The sequence below is a fragment of the Paracoccus panacisoli genome (assembly GCF_042435015.1).
GTDB classification, from domain to species: domain Bacteria; phylum Pseudomonadota; class Alphaproteobacteria; order Rhodobacterales; family Rhodobacteraceae; genus Paracoccus; species Paracoccus panacisoli.
In genome coordinates this window covers 24,406-46,671 of sequence record NZ_JBHMQU010000010.1, presented here as the reverse complement: position 1 = coordinate 46,671, position 22,266 = coordinate 24,406, and the positions used below count along the sequence as shown (strand labels likewise).

At 68.0% G+C, this 22,266-nt stretch carries 33 protein-coding genes and 1 pseudogene; 28 read left to right on the top strand and 6 right to left on the bottom strand.

Annotated elements, in window-relative coordinates; genetic code table 11:
• Nucleotides 1–200 precede the first annotated feature (200 nt).
• The 11 genes and pseudogenes from ACFHYO_RS02610 to rplP all read left to right on the top strand — a co-directional run bounded on the left by ACFHYO_RS02610 (nucleotide 201) and on the right by rplP (nucleotide 5,982).
• Nucleotides 201–443 carry an AbrB/MazE/SpoVT family DNA-binding domain-containing protein gene (locus tag ACFHYO_RS02610; RefSeq protein ID WP_394318169.1) on the top strand — a complete coding sequence of 81 codons (243 nt, stop codon included), beginning with the start codon at nucleotides 201–203 and terminating at the stop codon, nucleotides 441–443.
• A gap of 22 nt (nucleotides 444–465) precedes the next feature.
• A complete protein-coding gene (mazF, locus tag ACFHYO_RS02605) occupies nucleotides 466–765 on the top strand; it encodes an endoribonuclease MazF (protein WP_394318167.1) in 300 nt (99 codons plus the stop codon).
• 230 nt (nucleotides 766–995) lie between these two features.
• Entirely contained in the window at nucleotides 996–1,304 is a 309-nt protein-coding gene (rpsJ, locus tag ACFHYO_RS02600; protein WP_036704922.1) for a 30S ribosomal protein S10, read from the top strand.
• A gap of 10 nt (nucleotides 1,305–1,314) precedes the next feature.
• Nucleotides 1,315–2,202 (top strand): 50S ribosomal protein L3, encoded by an 888-nt coding sequence (gene rplC / locus ACFHYO_RS02595; protein WP_036704921.1) that lies wholly within the window; start codon nucleotides 1,315–1,317, stop codon nucleotides 2,200–2,202.
• Nucleotides 2,199–2,819 (top strand): 50S ribosomal protein L4, encoded by a 621-nt coding sequence (gene rplD, locus ACFHYO_RS02590; protein WP_036704919.1) that lies wholly within the window; start codon nucleotides 2,199–2,201, stop codon nucleotides 2,817–2,819. Before rplC ends, rplD begins: the two co-directional genes overlap by 4 nt.
• The gene (locus ACFHYO_RS02585; RefSeq protein WP_036704918.1) at nucleotides 2,816–3,130 is read left to right on the top strand and encodes a 50S ribosomal protein L23; all 315 of its coding nucleotides are present in this window, start codon (nucleotides 2,816–2,818) and stop codon (nucleotides 3,128–3,130) included. The genes rplD and ACFHYO_RS02585 overlap by 4 nt, the downstream gene beginning before the upstream one ends.
• A gap of 91 nt (nucleotides 3,131–3,221) precedes the next feature.
• Entirely contained in the window at nucleotides 3,222–4,061 is an 840-nt protein-coding gene (gene rplB, locus ACFHYO_RS02580; protein WP_036704916.1) for a 50S ribosomal protein L2, read from the top strand.
• A gap of 3 nt (nucleotides 4,062–4,064) precedes the next feature.
• Entirely contained in the window at nucleotides 4,065–4,343 is a 279-nt protein-coding gene (rpsS, locus tag ACFHYO_RS02575; protein WP_036704913.1) for a 30S ribosomal protein S19, read from the top strand.
• Nucleotides 4,344–4,348: 5 nt separating this feature from the next.
• Nucleotides 4,349–4,726: pseudogene (gene rplV, locus ACFHYO_RS02570) on the top strand (50S ribosomal protein L22); the annotation flags it as partial.
• A gap of 104 nt (nucleotides 4,727–4,830) precedes the next feature.
• Entirely contained in the window at nucleotides 4,831–5,556 is a 726-nt protein-coding gene (gene rpsC, locus ACFHYO_RS02565) for a 30S ribosomal protein S3 (protein WP_036704909.1), read from the top strand.
• A 12-nt stretch (nucleotides 5,557–5,568) separates the two neighbouring features.
• Complete coding sequence (rplP, locus tag ACFHYO_RS02560; protein ID WP_036704908.1) at nucleotides 5,569–5,982, top strand: 50S ribosomal protein L16; 414 nt, start codon at nucleotides 5,569–5,571, stop codon at nucleotides 5,980–5,982.
• 146 nt (nucleotides 5,983–6,128) lie between these two features.
• Here the strand turns inward: rplP and ACFHYO_RS02555 are convergent, their stop codons facing one another.
• Nucleotides 6,129–7,349: a Hint domain-containing protein gene (locus ACFHYO_RS02555; protein ID WP_394318163.1), complete on the bottom strand. Its 1,221-nt coding sequence runs from the start codon at nucleotides 7,347–7,349 to the stop codon at nucleotides 6,129–6,131.
• A gap of 445 nt (nucleotides 7,350–7,794) precedes the next feature.
• On the opposite strand from ACFHYO_RS02555, the gene rpmC reads away from it, so the two are divergent.
• The 12 genes from rpmC (at nucleotide 7,795) to ACFHYO_RS02495 (ending at nucleotide 12,698) form a co-directional block, all read left to right on the top strand.
• A complete protein-coding gene (gene rpmC, locus ACFHYO_RS02550) occupies nucleotides 7,795–8,001 on the top strand; it encodes a 50S ribosomal protein L29 (RefSeq protein ID WP_036703728.1) in 207 nt (68 codons plus the stop codon).
• Nucleotides 8,002–8,013: 12 nt separating this feature from the next.
• A complete protein-coding gene (gene rpsQ, locus ACFHYO_RS02545; protein WP_036703726.1) occupies nucleotides 8,014–8,274 on the top strand; it encodes a 30S ribosomal protein S17 in 261 nt (86 codons plus the stop codon).
• Between the two features lie 102 nt (nucleotides 8,275–8,376).
• The gene (gene rplN, locus ACFHYO_RS02540; RefSeq protein ID WP_036703723.1) at nucleotides 8,377–8,745 is read left to right on the top strand and encodes a 50S ribosomal protein L14; all 369 of its coding nucleotides are present in this window, start codon (nucleotides 8,377–8,379) and stop codon (nucleotides 8,743–8,745) included.
• On the top strand, nucleotides 8,745–9,050 hold the full coding sequence (rplX, locus tag ACFHYO_RS02535) for a 50S ribosomal protein L24 (protein ID WP_394318160.1): 306 nt from the start codon (nucleotides 8,745–8,747) through the stop codon (nucleotides 9,048–9,050). The genes rplN and rplX overlap by 1 nt, the downstream gene beginning before the upstream one ends.
• Nucleotides 9,050–9,610 (top strand): 50S ribosomal protein L5, encoded by a 561-nt coding sequence (gene rplE, locus ACFHYO_RS02530; RefSeq protein WP_036703721.1) that lies wholly within the window; start codon nucleotides 9,050–9,052, stop codon nucleotides 9,608–9,610. Before rplX ends, rplE begins: the two co-directional genes overlap by 1 nt.
• A gap of 18 nt (nucleotides 9,611–9,628) precedes the next feature.
• A complete protein-coding gene (rpsN, locus tag ACFHYO_RS02525; protein ID WP_036703720.1) occupies nucleotides 9,629–9,934 on the top strand; it encodes a 30S ribosomal protein S14 in 306 nt (101 codons plus the stop codon).
• 10 nt (nucleotides 9,935–9,944) lie between these two features.
• Entirely contained in the window at nucleotides 9,945–10,343 is a 399-nt protein-coding gene (gene rpsH / locus ACFHYO_RS02520; RefSeq protein ID WP_036703719.1) for a 30S ribosomal protein S8, read from the top strand.
• Nucleotides 10,344–10,353: 10 nt separating this feature from the next.
• Nucleotides 10,354–10,887: a 50S ribosomal protein L6 gene (gene rplF, locus ACFHYO_RS02515; protein ID WP_168783893.1), complete on the top strand. Its 534-nt coding sequence runs from the start codon at nucleotides 10,354–10,356 to the stop codon at nucleotides 10,885–10,887.
• Nucleotides 10,888–10,898: 11 nt separating this feature from the next.
• Nucleotides 10,899–11,258 carry a 50S ribosomal protein L18 gene (rplR, locus tag ACFHYO_RS02510; protein WP_036707527.1) on the top strand — a complete coding sequence of 120 codons (360 nt, stop codon included), beginning with the start codon at nucleotides 10,899–10,901 and terminating at the stop codon, nucleotides 11,256–11,258.
• 118 nt (nucleotides 11,259–11,376) lie between these two features.
• A complete protein-coding gene (gene rpsE / locus ACFHYO_RS02505) occupies nucleotides 11,377–11,994 on the top strand; it encodes a 30S ribosomal protein S5 (protein WP_394318157.1) in 618 nt (205 codons plus the stop codon).
• A gap of 4 nt (nucleotides 11,995–11,998) precedes the next feature.
• A complete protein-coding gene (gene rpmD, locus ACFHYO_RS02500; RefSeq protein ID WP_036707523.1) occupies nucleotides 11,999–12,184 on the top strand; it encodes a 50S ribosomal protein L30 in 186 nt (61 codons plus the stop codon).
• Between the two features lie 226 nt (nucleotides 12,185–12,410).
• Nucleotides 12,411–12,698 (top strand): I78 family peptidase inhibitor, encoded by a 288-nt coding sequence (locus ACFHYO_RS02495; protein WP_394318155.1) that lies wholly within the window; start codon nucleotides 12,411–12,413, stop codon nucleotides 12,696–12,698.
• Nucleotides 12,699–12,774: 76 nt separating this feature from the next.
• Here ACFHYO_RS02495 and ACFHYO_RS02490 read toward each other — a convergent pair whose 3' ends face one another.
• Nucleotides 12,775–13,434, bottom strand: a complete 660-nt coding sequence (locus ACFHYO_RS02490; RefSeq protein ID WP_036707519.1) for a peroxiredoxin — start codon at nucleotides 13,432–13,434, stop codon at nucleotides 12,775–12,777.
• A 215-nt stretch (nucleotides 13,435–13,649) separates the two neighbouring features.
• Here ACFHYO_RS02490 and ACFHYO_RS02485 point away from each other — a divergent pair, with 215 nt between their 5' ends.
• Together ACFHYO_RS02485 and ACFHYO_RS02480 are read left to right on the top strand one after the other, a co-directional pair.
• Nucleotides 13,650–15,101: an aldehyde dehydrogenase family protein gene (locus ACFHYO_RS02485; RefSeq protein ID WP_394318153.1), complete on the top strand. Its 1,452-nt coding sequence runs from the start codon at nucleotides 13,650–13,652 to the stop codon at nucleotides 15,099–15,101.
• A 60-nt stretch (nucleotides 15,102–15,161) separates the two neighbouring features.
• Nucleotides 15,162–16,094, top strand: a complete 933-nt coding sequence (locus ACFHYO_RS02480) for a DMT family transporter (RefSeq protein WP_394318151.1) — start codon at nucleotides 15,162–15,164, stop codon at nucleotides 16,092–16,094.
• On the opposite strand, the gene ACFHYO_RS02475 is transcribed toward ACFHYO_RS02480, so the two are convergent.
• Both ACFHYO_RS02475 and ACFHYO_RS02470 read right to left on the bottom strand, forming a co-directional pair.
• The gene (locus ACFHYO_RS02475) at nucleotides 16,091–16,258 is read right to left on the bottom strand and encodes a hypothetical protein (protein ID WP_156113502.1); all 168 of its coding nucleotides are present in this window, start codon (nucleotides 16,256–16,258) and stop codon (nucleotides 16,091–16,093) included. The genes ACFHYO_RS02480 and ACFHYO_RS02475 overlap by 4 nt on opposite strands.
• Nucleotides 16,248–17,978: a long-chain fatty acid--CoA ligase gene (locus ACFHYO_RS02470; RefSeq protein ID WP_394318149.1), complete on the bottom strand. Its 1,731-nt coding sequence runs from the start codon at nucleotides 17,976–17,978 to the stop codon at nucleotides 16,248–16,250. Before ACFHYO_RS02470 ends, ACFHYO_RS02475 begins: the two co-directional genes overlap by 11 nt.
• 204 nt (nucleotides 17,979–18,182) lie before the next feature.
• On the opposite strand from ACFHYO_RS02470, the gene ACFHYO_RS02465 reads away from it, so the two are divergent.
• The 3 genes from ACFHYO_RS02465 to ACFHYO_RS02455 all read left to right on the top strand — a co-directional run bounded on the left by ACFHYO_RS02465 (nucleotide 18,183) and on the right by ACFHYO_RS02455 (nucleotide 20,349).
• A complete protein-coding gene (locus ACFHYO_RS02465; protein ID WP_394318147.1) occupies nucleotides 18,183–19,034 on the top strand; it encodes an ureidoglycolate lyase in 852 nt (283 codons plus the stop codon).
• Nucleotides 19,035–19,266: 232 nt separating this feature from the next.
• Nucleotides 19,267–19,767, top strand: a complete 501-nt coding sequence (locus tag ACFHYO_RS02460) for a type 2 periplasmic-binding domain-containing protein (RefSeq protein WP_394318146.1) — start codon at nucleotides 19,267–19,269, stop codon at nucleotides 19,765–19,767.
• Nucleotides 19,768–19,788: 21 nt separating this feature from the next.
• Nucleotides 19,789–20,349 carry a PfkB family carbohydrate kinase gene (locus tag ACFHYO_RS02455; protein WP_394318144.1) on the top strand — a complete coding sequence of 187 codons (561 nt, stop codon included), beginning with the start codon at nucleotides 19,789–19,791 and terminating at the stop codon, nucleotides 20,347–20,349.
• Here ACFHYO_RS02455 and ACFHYO_RS02450 read toward each other — a convergent pair.
• Complete coding sequence (locus ACFHYO_RS02450; protein ID WP_394318142.1) at nucleotides 20,346–21,257, bottom strand: DMT family transporter; 912 nt, start codon at nucleotides 21,255–21,257, stop codon at nucleotides 20,346–20,348. The genes ACFHYO_RS02455 and ACFHYO_RS02450 overlap by 4 nt on opposite strands.
• The gene (gene queG, locus ACFHYO_RS02445; protein ID WP_394318171.1) at nucleotides 21,254–22,258 is read right to left on the bottom strand and encodes a tRNA epoxyqueuosine(34) reductase QueG; all 1,005 of its coding nucleotides are present in this window, start codon (nucleotides 22,256–22,258) and stop codon (nucleotides 21,254–21,256) included. Before queG ends, ACFHYO_RS02450 begins: the two co-directional genes overlap by 4 nt.
• Nucleotides 22,259–22,266: the final 8 nt, after the last annotated feature.

Here is a 22,266-nt window from a genome sequence, read left to right as displayed (position 1 = left end):
CGCCATCCGCGAAGGCGGCCGCACCGTCGGCGCCGGCGTGGTCTCGAAGATCCTCGCGTAAGGGTCGCGGGTCGGGGTGCGTGCGAGCACGCACCCGACGCCGAGCCAACCACACGAAAGCCCGCTCCCGAAAGGGGGCGGGTTTTTCGTTGCAGGAGGAAACGCCGCAGAGTAGATACAGAGTATCTACGGGGGTCGTCATGAACGTCACGGTCAAGAAATGGGGCAACAGCGCGGCGCTGCGCATTCCGGCAGCGTTGCTGGATGCGGCCGGGCTTGCGGTCGATCAGCCGGTCTCGCTTCACGAGGAGAACGGGCGTCTCATCATCGAGGCGATCCGGCCGGAAACCTACGATCTCGAGCAGTTGCTGGCCGGGATCACTTCCGACAACCGACACGAGGGCGTGGAGTTCGGCGCTGCGGTGGGTCGTGAGGCCTTCTGAATTCGTTCCCGATGCCGGCGACGTGGTCTGGCTGCAGTTCTCGCCGCAAGCCGGGCACGAGCAAGCCGGGCACAGGCCCGCCGTCGTGCTGTCGCCCGCCGCCTATAACCGCCACGGCCTGATGCTCTGCTGCCCGCTGACCACCCAGGCCAAGGGCTATCCCTTCGAGGTGGCCCTCGGCGATGAGCGGGGCAGCGTCGCACTGGCCGATCAGGTCAAGTCGGTCGACTGGCGTGCACGACAGGCGCAGGAGAAGGGAAAGGTCGCTGACAAGGTGCTGGCCGAAATTAGGGGAAAGGCGAGGGCACTGATCGGCGGGTGATCGGCGGAGGCGCGACCTGCGGCAAGCGCACCGAGCATCTGCCTTGACACCCAGCCCCCCAGCCGCCATAAGCCCCCATCGCCTCCGGTCACATCGAATCGGAGGCACCCGCGCAGGCCGCCCGCCAAGGGGGCGGCCTTGCGGTTTTTATACTGCCACGGTCCGACGCTGGCCCCGCGTGGTGCGCGGTCAGCCTCTCGACTGAAATCCCCGTCACGAGGGATGCTTTGATGCAAAGCCAGACCATCCGTATCCGGCTCAAGGCGTTTGACTATCGTGTGCTGGACGCCAGCACGCTCGAGATCGTCAACACCGCCAAGCGGACCGGCGCGCAGGTGCGCGGCCCGATCCCGCTGCCGAACAAGATCGAGAAATTCACCGTTCTGCGCGGCCCGCACATCGACAAGAAATCCCGCGACCAGTGGGAGATCCGCACCCACAAGCGCCTGCTGGACATCGTCGATCCGACCCCGCAGACCGTGGACGCCCTGATGAAGCTCGACCTCGCCGCCGGCGTGGACGTCGAGATCAAGGTCTGAGGGGGCGACCATGCTGCGTACTGGTGTTATCGCCAAGAAACTGGGCATGACCCGTCTGTTCCTCGAGGACGGGCGGCAGGTGCCGGTGACCGTGCTGCAACTCGACAACCTCCAGGTCGTCGCGCAGCGCACCAATGAGACCGACGGCTACGTCGCCGTCCAGCTGGGCGCGGGCGAGGCCAAGGCCAAGCGCGTGTCGGCGCCGATGCGTGGCCACTTCGCCAAGGCGAACGTGGCCCCGAAGAAGAAGATCGTCGAGTTCCGCGTCGCCGAGGAAAACCTCATCCCGGTCGGCGAGGAAATCATCGCCGCCCATTACTTTGCCGGTCAGTTCGTGGACATCGCGGGCACCTCGATCGGTAAGGGCTTCGCGGGCGCGATGAAGCGGCACAACTTCGGCGGTCTGCGCGCCTCGCACGGCGTGTCGATCAGCCACCGCTCGCACGGCTCGACCGGCCAGTGCCAGGACCCCGGCAAGGTGTTCAAGGGCAAGAAGATGGCCGGCCACATGGGTGCGGTGCGTGTCACCACCCAGAACCTGCAGGTCGTCAAGACCGACGCCGACCGTGGCCTGATCATGGTCAAGGGTTCGGTGCCGGGCTCGAAGGGCGGCTGGGTCACGATCAAGGACGCGGTGAAGAAGCCGATGTCCGACGCGACCATCTATCCGGCCGCGCTGCGCTCGGCCGAGCGTGAGGCCAAGCGCCTGGCCGAGGAAGCTGCCGCCGCGGCCGCCGCCGAGGAAGAAGCCGCGCGTCTCGCCGCGGCCGAAGCCGAAGCCGCCGCGCAGGAAGCTGCGCTGGCCGAGGCCGCCGCGTCGATCGAGGCCGACAAGGCCGCGGCCGATCCGAACGCCGACGCCGCCCCCGAAGCCCCCGAAGGAGACGAGAGCAAATGAAACTCGACGTGATCTCGCTCGCCTCCGGCAAGGCCGGGGACATCGAGCTGGCCGACGACATCTTCGGCCTCGAGCCGCGGGCGGACATCCTGCACCGCGTGGTCCGCTGGCAGCGCGCCAAGGCGCAGCAGGGCACCCACGCGACGCTGGGCAAGTCCGACGTCAGCTACTCGACCAAGAAGATCTATCGCCAGAAGGGCACGGGCGGCGCTCGCCACGGCTCGCGCAAGGCGCCGATCTTCCGCAAGGGTGGCGTCTACAAGGGTCCGGTTCCGCGCAGCCATGCGTTCGACCTGCCCAAGAAGGTCCGTGCCCTCGGGCTCAAGCACGCGCTGTCGGCGAAAGCCTCGCGCGGGAAGCTGGTGATCCTCGAGAACCTGGATCTCGCCGAAGCCAAGACCTCTGCCGTCGCCAAGGCGCTGGCCGAGAACGGCTGGAAGCGCGTCCTGGTGATCGACGGGGCCGAGGTGAACGAGAACTTCGCCCGCGCCGCCCGCAACCTGGACGGCATCGATGTGCTGCCCTCGATGGGCGCCAACGTCTATGACATCCTCAAGCGCGACACGCTGGTGATCACGCGCGCGGGTGTCGAAGCTCTGGAGGCTCGCCTGAAATGAGCAAGAGTGAAACCAGCGCCAAGCCGGAGCACTATGACGTGATCCGCAAGCCGATCATCACCGAAAAGGCCACGATGGCGGGCGAACTGTCCAACGCCGTGACCTTCGAGGTGGCGAAGTCGGCCAGCAAGCCCGAGATCAAGTCGGCGGTCGAGGCGCTGTTCGGCGTCAAGGTGAAGGCCGTCAACACGACGATCACCAAGGGCAAGGTCAAGCGCTTCCGCGGCCGCCCCGGCGTCCGCTCGGACGTGAAGAAGGCCTATGTGATGCTCGAGGCTGGCAACAGCATCGACGTCAACACCGGCCTCTGATCCCAAGGGGGGCGGTCCCGGCGACGGGCCCGCCCTTCGACAATTCGACTGAAACGGACCTTTGGTCCAAGGCAAACGGAAGACAGAAACCATGGCACTCAAGTCGTATAAACCGACGACGCCTGGCCAGCGCGGGCTGGTACTGATCGACCGTTCGGAGCTTTGGAAAGGCCGCCCCGTCAAGACCCTGACCGAGGGTCTGACCAAGACGGGTGGCCGGAACAACACCGGGCGCGTCACCATGTGGCACAAGGGCGGCGGGGCCAAGCGGCTCTACCGCATCGTCGATTTCCGCCGCACCAAGTTCGACGTCCCGGCGACCGTCGAGCGGATCGAATACGATCCGAACCGCACCGCCTTCATCGCGCTGGTGAAGTACGAGGACGGCGAGCAGGCCTACATCCTCGCGCCGCAGCGCCTGGCGATCGGTGACCGCGTGGTCGCCTCGCAGAAGGCCGACATCAAGCCGGGCAACGCGATGCCGTTCTCGGGGATGCCGATCGGCACGATCGTCCACAACGTCGAGCTGAAGCCCGGCAAGGGCGGCCAGCTGGCCCGTTCGGCCGGTACCTACGCGCAGTTCGTGGGCCGTGACGGCGGCTACGCGCAGATCCGCCTTTCCTCGGGCGAGCTGCGTCTGGTGCGTCAGGAATGCATGGCCACCATCGGTGCCGTGTCGAACCCCGACCACTCGAACCAGAACCTCGGCAAGGCCGGGCGCAAGCGGCACATGGGCGTTCGCCCGACCGTCCGCGGCGTCGCGATGAACCCGATCGACCACCCGCACGGCGGTGGTGAGGGCCGGACCTCGGGCGGCCGTCACCCGGTGACGCCGTGGGGCAAGCCGACCAAGGGCAAGCGCACCCGTTCCAACAAGTCGACCGACAAGTACATCCTGCGGTCGCGCCACGCCAAGAAGAAGGGGCGTTAATCCATGGCACGTTCTATCTGGAAAGGCCCCTTCGTCGACGCCTACGTCCTGAAGAAGGCGGAAAAGGCGCGCGACTCGGGTCGCTCGGACGTCATCAAGATCTGGTCGCGCCGCTCGACCATCCTGCCGCAGTTCGTCGGCCTGACCTTCGGCGTCTACAACGGCCACAAGCACATCCCGGTCAACGTGTCCGAGGAGATGATCGGCCAGAAGTTCGGTGAGTACTCGCCGACGCGGACCTATTATGGTCACGCCGCCGACAAGAAAGCGAAAAGGAAGTAATCGTCATGGGTAAGGAACAAAATCCGCGCCGCGTGGCGGAGAACGAAGCGATGGCGAAGACCAAGATGCTTCGCACCTCGCCGCAGAAGCTGAACCTGGTGGCCGCGATGATCCGCGGCAAGAAGGTGGACAAGGCTCTGGCCGACCTGACCTTCTCGAAGCGCCGCATCGCCGGCGACGTCAAGAAGTGCCTGCAGTCGGCGATCGCCAACGCCGAGAACAACCACAATCTCGACGTGGACAGCCTGATCGTGGCCGAGGCCTGGGTCGGCAAGAACATGGTGATGAAGCGCGGACGTCCGCGGGCGCGTGGCCGGTTCGGCAAGATCATGAAGCCGTTCTCGGAAATCACCATCACGGTGCGCGAGATCGACGTGGCTGCGGCCGAAGCGGCGAAGAAGGCCGCGAAGGCACAGAAGCGCACGGCCTCGAACCGTCAGGCCGAAGCCACCACCACCCCTGAAGCCGCCGCCGAGGAGCTCGCGTAATGGGTCAGAAGGTCAACCCCATCGGGATGCGTCTGCAGGTCAACCGCACCTGGGACAGCCGCTGGTTCGCGGACAGCAAGGACTATGGCAACCTGCTGCTCGAGGATCTGAAGATCCGCGAGTTCATCCACGAGGAAGCCAAGCAGGCCGGCGTGAGCCGCGTCATCATCGAGCGTCCGCACAAGAAGTGCCGCGTGACGATCCATGCCGCCCGCCCGGGCGTCATCATCGGCCGCAAGGGCGCCGACATCGAGACGCTCAAGAAGAAGCTGGCGAACTTCACCGACTCGGAACTGCACCTCAACATCGTCGAGGTCCGCAAGCCCGAGCTGGACGCCCAGCTGGTGGCCGAGTCGATCGCCCAGCAGCTCGAGCGCCGGGTCTCGTTCCGCCGCGCCATGAAGCGCGCGGTGCAGAACGCGATGCGGATGGGTGCGTTGGGGATCCGCGTGAACGTCGCCGGCCGTCTGGGTGGCGCCGAGATCGCCCGGACCGAGTGGTACCGCGAAGGCCGCGTGCCGCTGCACACGCTGCGTGCCGACATCGACTATGCGCTGTCGGAGGCCTCGACCCCCTACGGGATCATCGGCGTGAAGGTCTGGATCTTCAAGGGCGAGATCATGGAACACGACCCGCAGGCGCGGGACCGCAAGGCCGCCGAGGCCCAGGACGGCCCGTCGCCGCGCGGCCCGCGCCGCGATCGCGACGATCGCCACGCGCGCTAAGGAGACAGGGAAATGCTGCAACCGAAACGGACCAAGTTCCGCAAGCAGTTCAAGGGGCGGATTCATGGCGAGGCCAAGGGCGGCTTCAACCTGAACTTCGGCTCCTATGCACTCAAGGCGACGGAACCCGAGCGGGTCACCGCGCGCCAGATCGAGGCGGCCCGCCGCGCGATCACCCGCCACATGAAGCGTCAGGGCCGGGTCTGGATCCGGATCTTCCCGGACGTTCCGGTCTCGTCCAAGCCGACCGAAGTGCGGATGGGTAAGGGCAAGGGCTCGGTCGACTACTGGGCGGCCCGCGTCCACCCCGGCCGGATCATGTTCGAGATCGACGGCGTCGAGGACGACATCGCCCGCGAGGCCCTGCGCCTCGGCGCGCAGAAGCTGCCGGTCCTGACCCGCATCGTGCACCGCGAAGACTGGTAATCCCGGTCCCGGAAGAGACGACGAGAACCCCGCCGGAGACGGCGGGGTTTTTCGTTGCGGTGGGGGTAAGGGGGGCCGCCAGGGGTGAAAACGAGAAGGGGCGGACCGTGCGGCCCGCCCCTTTGATCGTCCTTTCGTCTTTCAGATCAGACGAGCGGCTTGTCGTTCTGCGCGTGGCGCACGGCCAGCTTGCGGCCGAGCCGCCCCGAGGCGAGCACCCGCGCCGGCTCGGGCAGCGCGTCCTCGGCCAGCTCGGGGAACAGCGCGAGGATTTCCTCGCGCGCCTGCGGGCGCAGCGTCTTCAGCGCCTCGGGGCCGGTATAGAGGCTCTCGCTTTCAGCGCCGTTCGCATAGACGATCTCGTGCCGGTCGAAGATGAAGTGGACGTAAACCACCTCGTCCAGGTCATCGGCAATGTCGATCCCGTCGATCTGCAGGAGCTGCTTGGCCGCGACGAGCACCTCGTCGGTGCCGAACATCCGCTGCGCGATGGCCGAGCGGACCAGCATCCGGTGCTGCGGGCTGACCAGCAGATCCGATTCCGGCAGGTTGCCCCCAATAGCGCCGGCGCGAATGCGGACCGGCGCGAGGCGACTGCCCGCCCGCAGTGTGCGGCGGGTCGAGTCGATCCAGCGCACCGGCTGGGCGCCATTGTCGCGGGTCATGACCAGGTCACCGACATTGAGGGTCTCGACGGCGACGTCGCCACGGTTGGTCAGGATCATCGTGCCGGCAGCGAAGCAGAGCGCCGATGACGGAGTGAAGCCGAAGTTCCCAAGGTACACGTTCGACGTGCCGCCCGACGCATGCGTCATGGTAAAGCTATCGACCGGCCCGACAAAGCTGATCAGCGCCGAACTCAATGCCACGTTGTTCGGCTGGTGTGCTGATGTGCCGGTGATGGTTACCGATCCATCATCGTTATAATCAACCTTGTAGCTCGCGGGGCTCGATGCCGTGACGATGATTTCTACGGGTTCGTTCTTCGCGTTGAACGCGCTCAGCGTCACTTGATCGGTGTAGCCCGCGGTGCCCCCGCTGGAATCGATGTCAAAGATTCTGAACGTCAGGTTTTCGACGGTGTTCACCGTGCCTGCCACGGTCGCGTCGTCATTGAACGTAAAGGTCGTGGTGGTCGGTACGCCCTCTTGGCTGTGAGATAATAGCGTTCGTTGAGTAGAAGGAATGCCGGTATACGTCCCGCCGGCAGTGGTCGTGCCAACATATGACGCTTTGTAGTTACCCGGAGACGACGTAACAGTGACAAGCGTTCCGCCCGTGTCGATCGACGTCCCCGAAGGTAGGACGCCTCCGGTGTTGGTAACGTTGGTCCAGTTCAGCGTTTCGTTCGGAAACGTCTCGGCCATTTCTCTTCTCCTATCGCGCCACCCTCGGGCGGACGTTACAGACAGGGATGCCGCTCATGCGGCGTCCGGAACGCTGCCGCTGGGCAGCGGCAACGGGGAAGGGGATCAGGAGAATGTCAAAGGGTTGGCGCAAGGCGCGGCGTCGTGACCTCGGTGACAGACTCGGGATACCCCAAATCGAAAGGTCCGCGCGGCTCGGTGGTCGATGCGCGAAACTGAGGCACTCATACCGCAACCGGGCGCAAAAGGAAACCCGGGCGCTGTCATTTGATAATTCGCCTGCCAAACCGGCGTCCGCGAGCCGCACCCCACGGCCCACCGCCCACAACAGGGTTGCGCCTTGCAGCGTTTGCGCGTATGGGACGGCCTTCATCTCGAACTCCACCGGGAATCAGGGTCTCCCTGCGCGACAGGGGCCCTCCGGTGATGTTGAAAGGACAACGGCATGAAAGCCGCGGAACTGAAAGACAAGACGCCCGAGCAGCTGCGCGAGCAGCTGGTCGCGCTCAAGAAGGAAGCCTTCAACCTGCGCTTCCAGCAGGCCACCGGCCAGATGGAATCGACCGCGCGGATGCGCGCCGTCCGCCGCGACGTCGCCCGCATCAAGACCGTCATGAACCAGAAGGCCGCTGCCGCGGCCGCCGCGAACTAAGGGGGCCGGATCATGCCGAAGCGCATCCTTCAGGGCAAAGTCACCAGCGACAAGAACGAACAGACCGTCACGGTTCTGGTCGAGCGCCGCTTCAAGCACCCGCTGCTGCACAAGACCGTGCGTTCGTCCAAGAAGTACCGGGCGCACGACGAGAACAACCAGTTCAAGGTCGGGGACACCGTCCGCATCATCGAATGCGCGCCGATCTCGAAGACCAAGCGCTGGACCGTCCTCGTGGACGACACCGCCGGCGCCGAAGCCGCGCAGGCCTGACGCCATCCCGGCGGGCCGCCACGATCCGATCGGGCAGCCCGCTGACATATCGAAACCCTGGGGCCGGGACTGCAACCGGTCCCCAAAGGTCGGGAGCATATCATGATCCAGATGCAGACCAATCTGGATGTCGCTGACAACTCCGGCGCACGCCGGGTGCAGTGCATCAAGGTTCTGGGCGGATCGCACCGGCGCTATGCGTCGGTCGGCGACATCATCGTCGTCTCCGTCAAGGAAGCCATTCCGCGCGGTCGCGTGAAGAAGGGCGACGTCCGCAAGGCCGTCGTCGTGCGCACCGCCAAAGAAGTGAAGCGCGAGGATGGCACGTCCATCCGCTTCGACCAGAACGCCGCCGTCATCCTGAACAACCAGGGCGAGCCCGTGGGCACCCGGATCTTCGGGCCGGTCGTGCGCGAGCTGCGTGCGAAGAACTTCATGAAGATCATCTCGCTTGCGCCGGAGGTGCTGTGATGGCCGCCAAGCTCAAGAAGGGTGATACCGTCGTCGTCCTGACCGGCAAGGACAAGGGCAAGACGGGCGAGATCACCGCCGTGTTTCCGAAAGAGAACAAGGCCACCGTCGACGGCGTGAACATCGCGCTGCGCCACACCCGGCAGTCGCAGACCAGCCAGGGCGGCCGCGTGCCCAAGAACATGCCGATCGAACTCTCGAACCTGGCCCTGACCGACAAGAACGGCAAGGCGACCCGGGTCGGCTTCCGCATGGAAGACGGCAAGAAGGTCCGTTTTGCCAAGACCACGGGGGACGTGATCTGATGCTGGACGACGCGAAATACACGCCCCGCCTCAAGGCGGTCTATCAGGACCAGATCCGGGCCGCGCTCAAGGAAGAGTTCGGCTACAAGAACGACATGCAGATCCCGCGTCTGGACAAGATCGTCCTGAACATGGGGATCGGCGAGGCCGTCAAGGACACCAAGAAGGTCAAGCAGGGCGCCGACGAGTTGTCGCTGATCGCCGGGCAGAAGGCCGTCATCACCAAGGCCAAGAAGTCGATCGCCGGCTTCCGGGTCCGTGAAGAGATGCCGCTGGGTGCCAAGGTCACGCTGCGTGGCGACCGGATGTACGAATTCCTCGACCGGCTCATCAACATCGCGCTGCCGCGCGTCCGCGACTTCCGCGGCGTCAAGGGCACGGCGTTCGACGGCCGCGGCAACTATGCCATGGGCCTGAAAGAGCACATCGTTTTCCCCGAAATCAACTTCGACAAGGTCGATGAGGTTCTGGGGATGGACATCATCATCGCGACCACGGCGAACACCGACGCCGAGGCGAAGGCGCTGTTGAAGCACTTCAACATGCCCTTCAACAGCTGATCGCGCGAGGAACCTGATATGGCAAAGAAATCCATGATCGAACGTCAGAAGAAGCGCGAGCGGATGGTGGCGAAATACGCCGCCAAGCGCGCGGCTCTGAACGACGTCATCAACGACCAGTCCAAGCCGATGGAAGAGCGGTTCAAGGCGACGCTGAAGCTTGCCGAACTGCCGCGCAACTCGTCGGCCACCCGGCTGAACAACCGCTGCGAGCTGACCGGGCGTCCGCGCGCCTATTACCGCAAGCTGAAACTGTCGCGGATCATGCTGCGCGAGCTGGGCTCTTTCGGCCAGATCCCCGGCATGGTGAAATCGAGCTGGTAAGGGGGCACTCATGTCGATGAACGATCCGCTCGGCGATATGCTGACCCGCATCCGCAACGCGCAAATGCGCGGCAAATCCACCGTCCGCACCCCGTCGAGCAAGCTGCGCGCCTGGGTTCTGGACGTCCTCAAGGCCGAGGGCTACATCCGCGGCTACGAGGCGGTGACGACCGACGCCGGTCACGCCGAACTGGAAATCTCGCTCAAGTACTTCGAAGGCGCTCCGGTGATCCGCGAGCTGGCCCGGGTCTCGAAACCCGGCCGCCGCGTCTATGCCGGCGCCCGTGAGCTGCCCTCGGTCCGCAACGGCCTGGGCGTCTCCATCGTCTCGACGCCGAAAGGCGTGATGTCGGACGCAGCGGCTCGCAACGCCAATGTCGGCGGCGAAGTCCTCTGCACCGTGTTCTAAGGAGGGCATGATGTCTCGTATTGGCAAGAAGCCGGTCGAACTGCCCTCGGGCGTCACGGCCGAGATCAAGGGCCAGACCATTTCGGTCAAGGGTCCGAAGGGCACCCGGTCGTTCACCGCGACCGACGACGTGGATCTGTTGCTGGACAACGGCGCCGTCACCGTCAAGCCGCGCGGCATGTCGAAGCGCGCCCGCCAGCAGTGGGGGATGTCGCGGTCGATGGTCGCGAACCTCGTCACCGGCGTCACCGAGGGTTTCAAGCGCGAGCTGGAAATCCAGGGCGTCGGCTACCGCGCCTCGATGCAGGGCAAGACGCTGAAGCTCGCGCTCGGCTACTCGCACGACGTGAACTTCGAGGCGCCCGAGGGCGTCACGGTCAACGCCCCCAAGCAGACCGAGATCGTCGTCGAGGGCATCGACCAGCAAGCCGTCGGCCAGACCGCCGCGAACATCCGCGAGTGGAAGAAACCCGAGCCCTACAAGGGCAAGGGCATCCGCTACAAGGGTGAGCAGGTCTTCCGCAAGGAAGGCAAGAAGAAGTAAGGATCACGCACATGGCACTGAACAAACGAGAGCTGTTCCAGAAGCGCCGTCTGCGCGTCCGGAACAAACTGCGCGAGATGGCGAACGGCCGTCCGCGCCTGTCCGTCCACCGTTCGTCCAAGAACATCAGCGTCCAGCTGATCGACGACGCGAACGGGGTGACGCTGGCCTCGGCCTCGACCCTCGAGAAGGATCTGGGCGTCGTCGGCAAGAACAACGTCGAGGCGGCTGCCAAGATCGGTTCGGCGATTGCCGAGCGCGCCAAGGCCAAGGGTGTCGAAGAGGTCGTGTTCGACCGCGGCGGCTTCCTGTTCCACGGCAAGATCAAGGCTCTGGCCGACGCGGCGCGCGAAGGCGGGCTGAAGTTCTGATGATGCGGGCGGCGGGTCCTCTGCCGCCCCGATGATCCGGGGGCTGCCCCTCAGCGGGCGGCCCACCTGGATCGGATCCAACGGGCGCGGACACGCGCCGGATGAAAAGGAATGCCGCATGGCAGAACGTGAACAGCGCCGTGACCGCCGCGACGACCGTCGCCGCGACGAGCGCGAGGAAACCCCGGAATTCGCCGACCGCCTGGTGGCGATCAACCGCGTGTCCAAGACCGTGAAGGGCGGCAAGCGCTTCGGCTTTGCCGCGCTCGTGGTGGTCGGTGACCAGCGCGGCCGCGTCGGATTCGGCAAGGGCAAGGCCAAGGAAGTGCCCGAGGCGATCCGCAAGGCGACCGAGCAGGCCAAGCGCGGCCTGATCCGCGTCCCGCTGCGCGACGGCCGCACCCTGCACCACGACATCGAGGGCCGTCATGGCGCCGGCAAGGTCGTGATGCGGACCGCCGTTCCGGGGACCGGGATCATCGCCGGTGGCCCGATGCGCGCCGTCTTCGAGATGCTGGGCGTGCAGGACGTGGTGGCCAAGTCGCTGGGGTCGCAGAACCCCTACAACATGATCCGCTCCACCATCGACGGCCTCAAGGCCGAGGCTTCGCCGCGTTCGGTCGCCTCGCGCCGCGGCAAGAAGGTCGCCGAGATCCTGCCGGCCCACGACCACAAGCCGGAATCGCAGAAGGGCACGGACGCGACCGTGACCTCGGCGCAGATGCAGGAGGCCTGATCCCATGGCAACCATCGTCGTCAAGCAGATCGGCTCGCCGATCCGCCGGCCCAAGGAACAGCGCGCGACGCTGAAGGGGCTCGGCCTGAACAAGATGCACCGCACCCGCGAGCTCGAGGACACCCCCTCGGTCCGCGGCATGGTGAACGCGATCCCGCACCTGGTGCAGATCGTCGAAGAAAAGAACTGATCCCCTCGGGATCGACGAACGAAGGGCCGGGGCAACCCGGCCCTTTTTTCATGTCCGCCCGCGGGGGCACCGGGGCCGGGGGCCTGCATCGCCCCTCCTCCCGTGCAACTGGCCCTCACACAGCCGCCGCTCGCGGCCATGTGTCTGTCCGGCAAGGGGAAAGGCGGAACCGGGGGCGGTCGATCGTGGTTGCCGGGGCATGAAGCCTGCAACCTAGGAGCCTGCCATGCGCCTTCCCCTGCTCCTCGCCGCTGTCGGCGGCACGACGCTGCTCGCCGCCTGCCAGCCGATGCCGCCCTCGACCACCGTCGTCGTCACCCCGCCCGCCAACGAGTGCATCGCCGACCGCTTCCAGCAGTTCGTGGGCCAGAAGTCGCCCGCCATCACCGTGCCCGCTGGCACCGTCGTGCGCCACTACCGCACCGGCGACCCCGTCACGATGGACCTGAACCCGTCGCGGCTGAACTTCGAATACGACCGCACCGGCAAGCTGGTGAAGGTCACCTGCGGCTGACACCCGCCCCCTTCGGAAACGAGAAACGCCCCGGATCGCTCCGGGGCGTTTTGCATTTGCGCGGGGGCGCTCTCGCTCAGGCGCGCTCGGGCTGCTTGACGTAGCGCAGGTAGGGCAGCTTGCGGTCCACCTTGCCGAACTTCGCCTCGGCCTGCTCGTCCGACAGCGACAGCGCCGCGATCACGTCCTGACCCGGTACCCAGTTGGCGGGGGTGGCGATCGGCACCCCGTCGGTCGCCTGCACCGCGTCCAGCGCGCGCAGGATCTCGGCGAAGTTGCGGCCCACTGACATCGGATAGGTCATCATCAGCCGCACCTTCTTGTCCGGCCCGATGATATAGACGGTCCGCACCGTCGCGCTGTCCGCGGCCGTGCGCCCGTCGGGCATATAGGCGTCCGCCGGCAGCATGTCATAGAGCTTGGCGACCTTGAGGCTTGTGTCGTCCACGATGGCGAAGTTGGCCGGGGTGCCGGCGAACGCCTCGATGTCGCGCTTCCACTTGCGATGCTCGTCGGCGCTGTCCACCGACACGCCCAGCACCTTCACGCCGCGCTTTTCCCACTCGGGGGCGAGCTGCGCCACGGCGCCGAACTCGGTCGTGCAGACGGGGGTGAAGTCCTTGGGGTGGCTGAAGATGATGGCGTAGTTGTCGCCCATCCACTCGTGGAAGCTGATCTCGCCGTCCGAGGTGTCGGCGGTGAAGTCCGGGGCGGTATCGTTGATGCGCAGGGCCATGACATGCTCCTTTGGCTGCCGGTCAGGCGAAAACATAGAGGCGCCGGCGCGGAATGCCACCCCCGGCCGCGGCATGGCGGCCCTGTGCCGCGCCGGCGATCCGCCCGCCGGCCCGGTCGGATCGTCGGCCGCGCCGGCCTTGCAGAGCCTTGCCGCCGGTGCGACCCTGCCCCCGACAGTTCACACCGACCAACGACATGAGGGGGAGCGCGCTGATGGCCGATCTCGCGGACAAGCGGAAATTCTACATCGACGGCGCCTGGGTGCCGCCCGCCACGCCGAACGACCTCGAGGTGATCGACCCGACGACCGAAGAGCCGGTGGCGGTGATCTCGGTCGGCGCGCAGGCCGACACCGACCGCGCCGTGGCCGCCGCCAAGGCGGCCTTTCCGGGCTGGTCCGCGACCCCGCCCGCCGAGCGGCTGAAATACGTCGAGAAGATCCTCGAGATCTACAAGCGCCGCAACGACGACATCGCCGCCGCGATGACGACCGAGATGGGCGCCCCGACCGATATGTCGAAAGAGGACCAGGCAGGGTCCGGCTCGTTCCACATCGAGACCTTCATCGACAGCTTCAGGGACTTCGAGTTCATCCGCCCGCTGGGCGACCACGCCCCCACCAGCATGGTCGCGTGGGAGCCGATCGGCGTCGTCGGCCTCATCACCCCGTGGAACTGGCCGATGAACCAGGTCACGCTCAAGGTGATCCCGGCGATCCTTGCCGGCAACACGGTGGTGCTGAAGCCGTCCGAGATCGCGCCGCTCTCGTCGATGGTCTTTGCCGAGGTGATCGACGAGGCCGGGCTGCCCAAGGGCGTGTTCAACCTCGTGAACGGCGACGGGGCAGGGGTGGGCACGCAGCTCTCGACCCACCCGGATGTCGAGATGATCTCGTTCACCGGCTCGACCCGCGCCGGCATCGCCATCACCAAGGCCGCCGCCGACACGGTGAAGAAGGTCGCGCTGGAGCTCGGCGGGAAGGGCGCGAACCTCGTCTTTGCCGACGCCGACGACAAGGCCGTGGTGCGCGGCATCCGGCACGTGTTCTACAATTCGGGCCAGTCCTGCAACGCCCCGACCCGGATGCTGGTTGAGCGCGGCGCCTATGAGAAGGCCGTCGAGACGGCGAAGAAGGTGGCCGAGGAAACCTCGGTCGGCAGCGCCCATGACGCCGGCAAGCACATCGGCCCGGTCGTCAGCAAGCAGCAGTGGGACAAGATCCAGGACCTGATCCAGAAGGGCATCGACGAGGGCGCGCGGCTGGTCGCCGGCGGCACCGGCCTGCCCGAGGGCGTGAACCGCGGCTACTACGTCCGCCCCACGGTCTTTGCCGACGTGACCAACGACATGACCATCGCCCGGCAAGAGATCTTCGGCCCGGTCGTGGCCCTGATCCCGTTCGAGTCCGAGGAAGAGGCCGTCAGGATCGCCAACGACACGATCTACGGGCTGACCAACTACGTCCAGACCCAGGACGGCGCGCGCCGCAACCGGCTCGCCCGGCAGCTGCGCTCGGGCATGGTCGAGATGAACGGCGTCAGCCGCGGCCGCGGCTCGGCCTTCGGCGGGGTCAAGGCCTCGGGCCGGGCCCGCGAGGGCGGCGTCTGGGGGCTCGAGGAGTTCATGGACTCCAAGCAGATCTCGGGCTGGGACAAGGACGCGTGAGCCGCAGCGCGGTCACCTTTGCCAAACGGACCAGCCGCCCCCGACGGGGCGGCTGACCCCATGCCTGCGCCCGTCCCCGCGGGTCCGGCGCAGGCCGCCCCGGTCCTGCCGCCGCCCGCCATCAGCACGGCGGGCGTGCTGTGGATGCTCGGCAGCCTCACCTCGTTCATCGGCATGGCGGTCGCCTCGCGCCAGCTGTCGACGGCGATGCCGATCGTCCAGATCCTCGTGCTGCGCTCGCTCGTCGGGCTGGCGGTGGCGGCGCTGCTCGCCCCGCGGCTCTGGCCCGAGCTGCGCCGGCACCGCGACTTTCCCCTGTATCTCGCCCGCAACGTCGTCCATTTCGCCGCCCAGTATGCCTGGACGCTGGGGGTGGCGCTGTTGCCGCTGGCGCAGGTCTTCGCGCTCGAGTTCACCATGCCGATCTGGGTCGCGCTCTTCGCCTGGGCCGCGCTGGGGGAGCGGGTGACCCGCCTCCGCATCGCCGCCATCGCGGTCAGCTTTCTGGGGGTGCTGATCGTGCTCAGGCCCGGCGCGGGGATGATCAACCCGGCGGCGCTGCTCGTGCTGGCGTCGGCGGCGGGCTATGGCGCCTCGGCAGTGTTCGTCAAGCGGCTGACGCGCAGCGCCTCGCCCGCGGTGATCGTGGTGTGGATGGTGTTGCTGCAACTGCCGATGGGACTGGCGCTCTTGGCCCTGACCGGCGGCTGGGTGGCGCCGCGGCCCGCGGACCTGCCGTGGATCGCGGTGGTGGGCCTCACCGCCCTCAGCGCGCATTACACCATGGCGCAGGCGTTGCGGGTGATGGACGCCTCGATCGCCATCCCCATCGACTTCCTGCGAGTGCCGCTGATCGCGGTGATCGGCTGGCTCGCCTATGCCGAGCCGATCAGCGCCGCGGTGCTCTTCGGGGCGGTGGTGATCTTCGCCGCCAACTTCACCGCCATGCGGGCCGAGGCGCTGGCCCGGCGCCGCGCCCGCGTGACGGGCTAGATCACCAGCACCGCCACCACCGCCACGGCGAGCATCCCCACGGTCAGCAACCGGAACACGGTCGGGTTCGCCGTCGCCCCGGCGCGGCGCAGGTTGGCCAGCGCCGCGACGGTGGCGACGAGGATCGCCGCCGCCTTCCAGAGCGCCGCGGGATCAGCGCCCATCGGCGTCCGTCGGCCCGGCGGCCGTCTGCCCGGCGGCCGCGTTCGCCGCGCCCTCGGCGGCCAGCGCCGCCTGCTCGGCTTGCAGCTCGGCCATCGCCTCGTCCCACAGCACATCGCCATGCGCCTCGCGCAGCGTCGCCTTGACCACCTTGCCGGTGGCGCCCAGCGGCAGCGTCTCGACGAACACCACCCGGTCGGGCTTCTGCCAGCGCGGCACCTTGCCGTCATACCAGGCCAGCAGCTCGGCCTCGGTCAGGTCCGACTGCGGGCGCTTCTGGCAGCAGATCACCGGGCGCTCGTCCCATTTCGGGTGGCGCGCGGCGATGGCGGCGGCGTTGGCGACCTTGGGGTGCGAGACGGCGATGTTCTCCAGATCGACGGTCGAGATCCACTCGCCCCCCGACTTGATGATGTCCTTGGACCGGTCGCGGATCACCATGTAACCGTCCGGGTCGATGGTGGCGATGTCGCCGGTGTCGAACCAGCCGTCCCAGGTCAGGGCGGGCTTCTCGTGCCCGAAGTAGCTGTCGATGATCCAGTGGCCGCGGATCTGCAGCTCGCCCTCGGTCTGGCCGTCGGACGGCAGCACGAGGCCGTCGGCGCCGACGATCCTCAGCTCGACCCCGTAGGGCGGCCGGCCCTGGCCGTTGCCGATCCGGTCCTGCTCGGCCTCGGGCAGGGCGCCGTGCTTGGCCAGCGGCGCGTTGAGCGTGCCGAGCGGGCTCGTCTCGCTCATCCCCCAGGCGTGGATCAGCTCGACCCCGTAGCGGTCGCGGAACGCCGCCCGCATCGACGGCGGCAGCGCCGAGCCGCCGACCACGGTGCGCTTGAGCGTCACCGGCTTCAGCCCCGAGGTATCCAGCGCGTTCAAAAGCCCCAGCCAGATCGTCGGCACCCCGGCGGCCATCGTCACGCCCTCGTCCACGATCAGATGCGCGAGGCTGTCACCGTCGAGCCGCGGCCCCGGCAGCACCAGCCGCGCCCCCACCGCCGCGGCGGCATAGGGAATGCCCCAGGCGTTGACGTGGAACATCGGCACCACCGGCATCACCGAATCCGCCGCGCCGATGGCCAGCCCGTCGGTGTTGTTCACCGCGAGCCCGTGCAGCAGCGTCGAGCGATGGGTGTAGAGCACGCCCTTGGGGTTCCCCGTCGTCCCCGAGGTATAGCAGAGCGACGAGGGCGTGGTCTCGTCCACATCGGGCCAGGGCGCGTTCGGGTCGCCCTCGGCCAGCAGCTCGTCGTGGAACAGAAGCCCGGGGATCGCGGCCGCGGCCTCCTCGTCCCGGCCGCCCAGCAGCACGATGCCGCGCAGCGTGGTGAGCTGGTCCCTGAGCTTGGCGATCAGCGGCACGAAGGTCTTTTCGATGAACAGCATCCGGTCGCCGGCGTGGTTCACGATATAGGCCATCTGCTCGGGCGAGAGGCGCGGGTTCACCGTGTGGCAGACCATCCCCATGCCGGGGACGCCGAAGTAGAGCTCGAGGTGCCGGCGGTTGTTCCAGGCGAGCGTCCCGATGCGGTCGCCCTTTTCCATCCCCCGCGCGATCAGCGCCGAGCCGATGCGGTGGGCGTTGGCGCCGACCTCGCCCCAGGTGGTGTGCTCGAACCCGCCCTCGGTCAGGGCGGACACGATCTCGGTCCCGGCGTGATAGCGCGCGGCATGGTCGATCAGCGACCCGATCGACAGCGATTGGTGCATCATGCGGCCCAGAAGCATGGCGCCGTCCCTCCCTCATCCGTGTGGTGGGCCATCTTGCGCGCCGCCGGCGGGGCCGCAAGGGCCATGACGTTGCGGCATCGGGGCGCAGCGGGGCAGGCTGGCAGGCGCGCCCGCGCCGCGGGGATTTCTGGTATGCCAGATTGCACCCCGCCCCGCGCTGGCCTATCGTCGCGGGCGACGAGATGCTGGCGAGGAGTCCCGATGAAACTGTTGCGCTATGGCCCCGCGGGGTCCGAGAAACCCGGACTGCTGGACGCCGAGGGCCGGGTCCGCGACCTCAGCGGCCGCGTCGCCGACATCGCCAACGACGCGCTGCTGCCCGAGGGGCTGGCGCGGCTTGCCGCGCTCGACCCCGCCAGCCTGCCGCTGGTCGAGGGCACCCCGCAGGACGGGCTGCGCCTCGGCCCCTGCGTGGGCGAGGTCCGCAAGTTCATCGCCATCGGCCTCAACTACGCCGACCACGCCGCCGAGTCGGGGATGCCGGTCCCGTCCGAGCCGGTGGTGTTCAACAAATGGACGAGCTGCATCGTCGGCCCCGACGACGACATCCGCATCCCCCACGGCTCGACCAAGACCGACTGGGAGGTCGAGCTGGGCGTCGTCATCGGCAAGCCCGCCGCCGGTGTCACGCGCGAGACCGCTCTCGACCACGTCGCCGGCTACTGCGTCGTCAACGACGTGAGCGAGCGGGAATGGCAGCTCGAGCGGACCGCGACCTGGGACAAGGGCAAGGGTTTCGACACCTTCGGCCCCATCGGCCCGTGGCTGGTGACCGCCGACGAGGTGCCCGACCCGCAGGCGCTGTCGATGTGGCTCGAGGTGGATGGCAAGCGCTACCAGGACGGCTCGACCCGGACGATGGTGTTCGGGGTGGCCGAGCTGGTCGCCTATTGCTCGACCTTCATGACGCTGATGCCCGGCGACGTGATCACCACCGGCACGCCGCCCGGCGTCGGCATGGGGCAGAACCCCAAGGTGTTCCTGAAGGGCGGGGAGGTCATGCGGCTGGGGATCGAGGGGCTGGGCACCCAGACCCAGCGCGTCGTGGCCTGACGCTGTCTCGGCTGCCGGCGCGCGAGGCTGCGCGCGGGCAGGCTCTCAGTTCGCGCGAGAGTGACCTGCGCTGAGGGGTTGCTCGCGCGTGTCGCCTTTCCAACCTCACAACTGAACGCCGCACCCTGACAGGCGCGGCATCGGCGTGGGCACCCGTTCCCTGCGCCGAACGGGGTGCGTCTCACACCTTTTCGCCGCGCCATGCTGAGCGCGGCGCAGAGGGATCTCCAAGGTGTCGCTGACGGCGAACGGGGTGTCGCTCTACTATGCGGCGATGAAGGACCCGGCGCTGAAGCCGATCGCGGACGACATCCGCACCACCAACATGCCGATCGGGCCGGTCGGGAAGTCGGTCGAGCTGGCCCAGACCTCGACCGTCTCGATCTTCAACCACTGCAAGTATCCGAACGCGGCCAAGGCCTATCTCGAGTTCATGTTCCGCTCGGACAACTTCAACCGCTGGCTCGAGGGCGCCTCGGCCTATTGCTGCCAGCCGCTCAAGGAGTTCGCGTCGAACCCGGGCTGGACCTCGAACCCGATCCACACGCCCTATTCCAAGGCGTCCGAGTCGCTCAGGGTCAACGGCTACGCCGGGCCGCTGGGGCCGGCGTCGGCGGGGGCGATGGCGGATTACGTGCTGGTGGACATGTTCGCCGAGGCCGTCACCGGCCAGCGCTTGCCCGAAGAGGCGATCGCCAACGCCGAGCGGCGGCTGGCCCGCTACTACCGCTGAGCAAGCGGCTAGGGCCGGCGGGTGACCGCCGGCGCGCTGGACCGGGCGTTCGCCGAGGCCGCCACGCTCTACCTCTCGGGCATCACCGTGGCGATCCTGCCACCCGAAGGCCGCGACCGGCTGGCGGTGGCGCTGGCCCGCGCGTCCGAGGGCGGCGCGCGGGTCGTCTTCGACCCCAACCTGCGGCCCCGGCTGTGGGAGGATGCGGCGACGATGCGCGCCCAGATCACGCGCTTCGCCGGGCTTTCGGACCTGATCCTGCCCAGCTTCGACGACGAGGCCGCACAGTTCGGGGACGAGGGCCCCCCGGCCACCATCGCCCGCTACCTCGACGCGGGCGCGGGCACGGTGGTCGTCAAGGCCGCCGGCGCGCCGGTCCATTACGGCTGGGCCGACGGCGCGGGGGTGGTGGCGGACCTGCCGCGCGCCACGCCGGTCGACAGCACCGCCGCGGGCGACAGCTTCAACGCGGGCTACCTCGCCGCCGCGCTGCAGGGCCAGCCGCCCGAGGCCGCGATCCGCGCCGGCCACACCCTCGCCCTCAGGGTCATCGCCCACCGCGGCGCGCTGGTGCCGCTCTAACGCGGGGTGCCGGCCCGCCGCGCCCGGCTGATGCCCAGCTGCCGCTCGCGCCAGATGATCGCCACGCCGGCGGCGATGATCACCGCCGCGCCCAGCAGCATCCGGGCCGAGGCGCCCTCGCCGAACACGAACCACCCGATCGCCAGCGCCATCAGCATCGAGGCATAGTCGAAGGGCGCCACCAGCGAGGCATCCGCATAGCGATAGGCCGAGGTCAGCATGATCTGCGCCGCCCCGCCCATGATCCCGCAACTGACCAAGAGCGCCGCGGTCCGCGCGTCCGGCACCACCCAGCCGAAGGGCAGGGTGACGAGCGACAGCACCGTGGCGGTGACCGAGAACCAGAACACCACCGCCGCGGTCCGCTCGGTCGCCACCATCTTCGAGATGAAGATCTGCGCCAGCGCCCCGAACGCCGCCCCGGTCAGGGTCAGCATCGCGCCGAGCGACTCGGCCATCGTGACCGACCCGGCGCCGACCGACAGCCGCGGCGACAGTACGATCAGCACGCCCACGAGCCCGATCGCCACCATCGACAGCCGGAAGCCGCGCACCGGCTCGGCCAGAAACATCCCGGCAAAGATCACCGTCAGCAGCGGCATGGCGTATCCCAGCGCCGTCGCCTCGGGGAAGGGCAGGAGCCCGAGCCCCGCGAAGCTCGTCCCCATGGCGATCGAGCCGACGATGCCGCGATAGGCGTGCGCCATCGGGTCGCGGGTCTTGAGGCCGGTCGCCAGCTCGCCCCGCCACGCCAGCCAGGCGAGGATCACCGGAATGGCGAAGAGCGAGCGGAAGAACACCTGCTCGCCCGCGGGCACGGTCGCGGCGGTGGCCTTGAGCACCGCGCCCATGGCGGTGAAGATCATGACGCTGCCCAGCTTGAGCGCGATACCCGTGAGCGGGCTCACGACAGCCGCCCCAAGGCCCAGCGGGCGGCGTCGGCCACGGCCGGATCGGCGTCCTCGCACCGCCCCTGCGCCACCGGCCTGAACGCCGGGATGCTGCTGTTGCCGATGGCATAGAGCGCGTTCCGCACCAGCCGGTCGCGGCCGATCCGCTTCACCGGCGTGCCCGCGAACCGCGCCCGGAACCCAGCGTCGTCCAGCCCCGCCAGTTCGGCCAGCGCCGGCGCCCGGTGCGGCCCGTGATGGCGCAGGTCCGCCGCCGCGACCGCGAACTTGTTCCACGGGCAGACGGCCAGGCAGTCGTCGCAGCCGAACACCCGGTTGCCCATCCGCGCCCGCAGCTCAGGGTCCACCGGCCCGCGATGCTCGATGGTCAGATACGAGATGCAGCGCCGCGCATCGAGCTGGAACGGCGCCGGAAATGCTCCCGTCGGGCAGATGTCGAGACACGCCCGGCACGACCCGCAATGCTCGCCTTCGGGCGCATCGGGGGGCAGCTCGAGCGTGGTGAAGATCGCGCCGAGGAAGAACCAGTTGCCGAGATCCCGGCTCAGCAGGTTGGTGTGCTTGCCCTGCCAGCCGAGCCCCGCGGCCTGCGCCAGCGGCTTCTCCATCACCGGGGCGGTGTCGACGAACACCTTGATCTCGCCCCCGAAGCGCTCGATCATCCAGCGCCCCAGCCGCTTGAGGCGCGGCTTGACGATGTCGTGGTAATCCTTGCCCTGCGCATAGACGCTGATCGCGCCCCGGTCGCGCCGGCCGAGGTCGTCGAGCGGATCGTGCCCCGGCGCATAGCTCTCGGCCAGCATCACCACCGAACGCGCCGCGGGCCACAGCGCCGCCGGATCGCCGCGCCAGCCGGCGCGCTCCTCCAGCCAGCCCATCTGCCCGTGCCGCCCGGCGTCCAGAAACGCCGCAAGCCGCCCCGCCGCCTGCGGGATCGCGTCGGGCGTGGTCACGCCCACCGCCGAAAACCCCTCGTCCCGCGCGCGGTCGAGGACCAGCTTCTTCC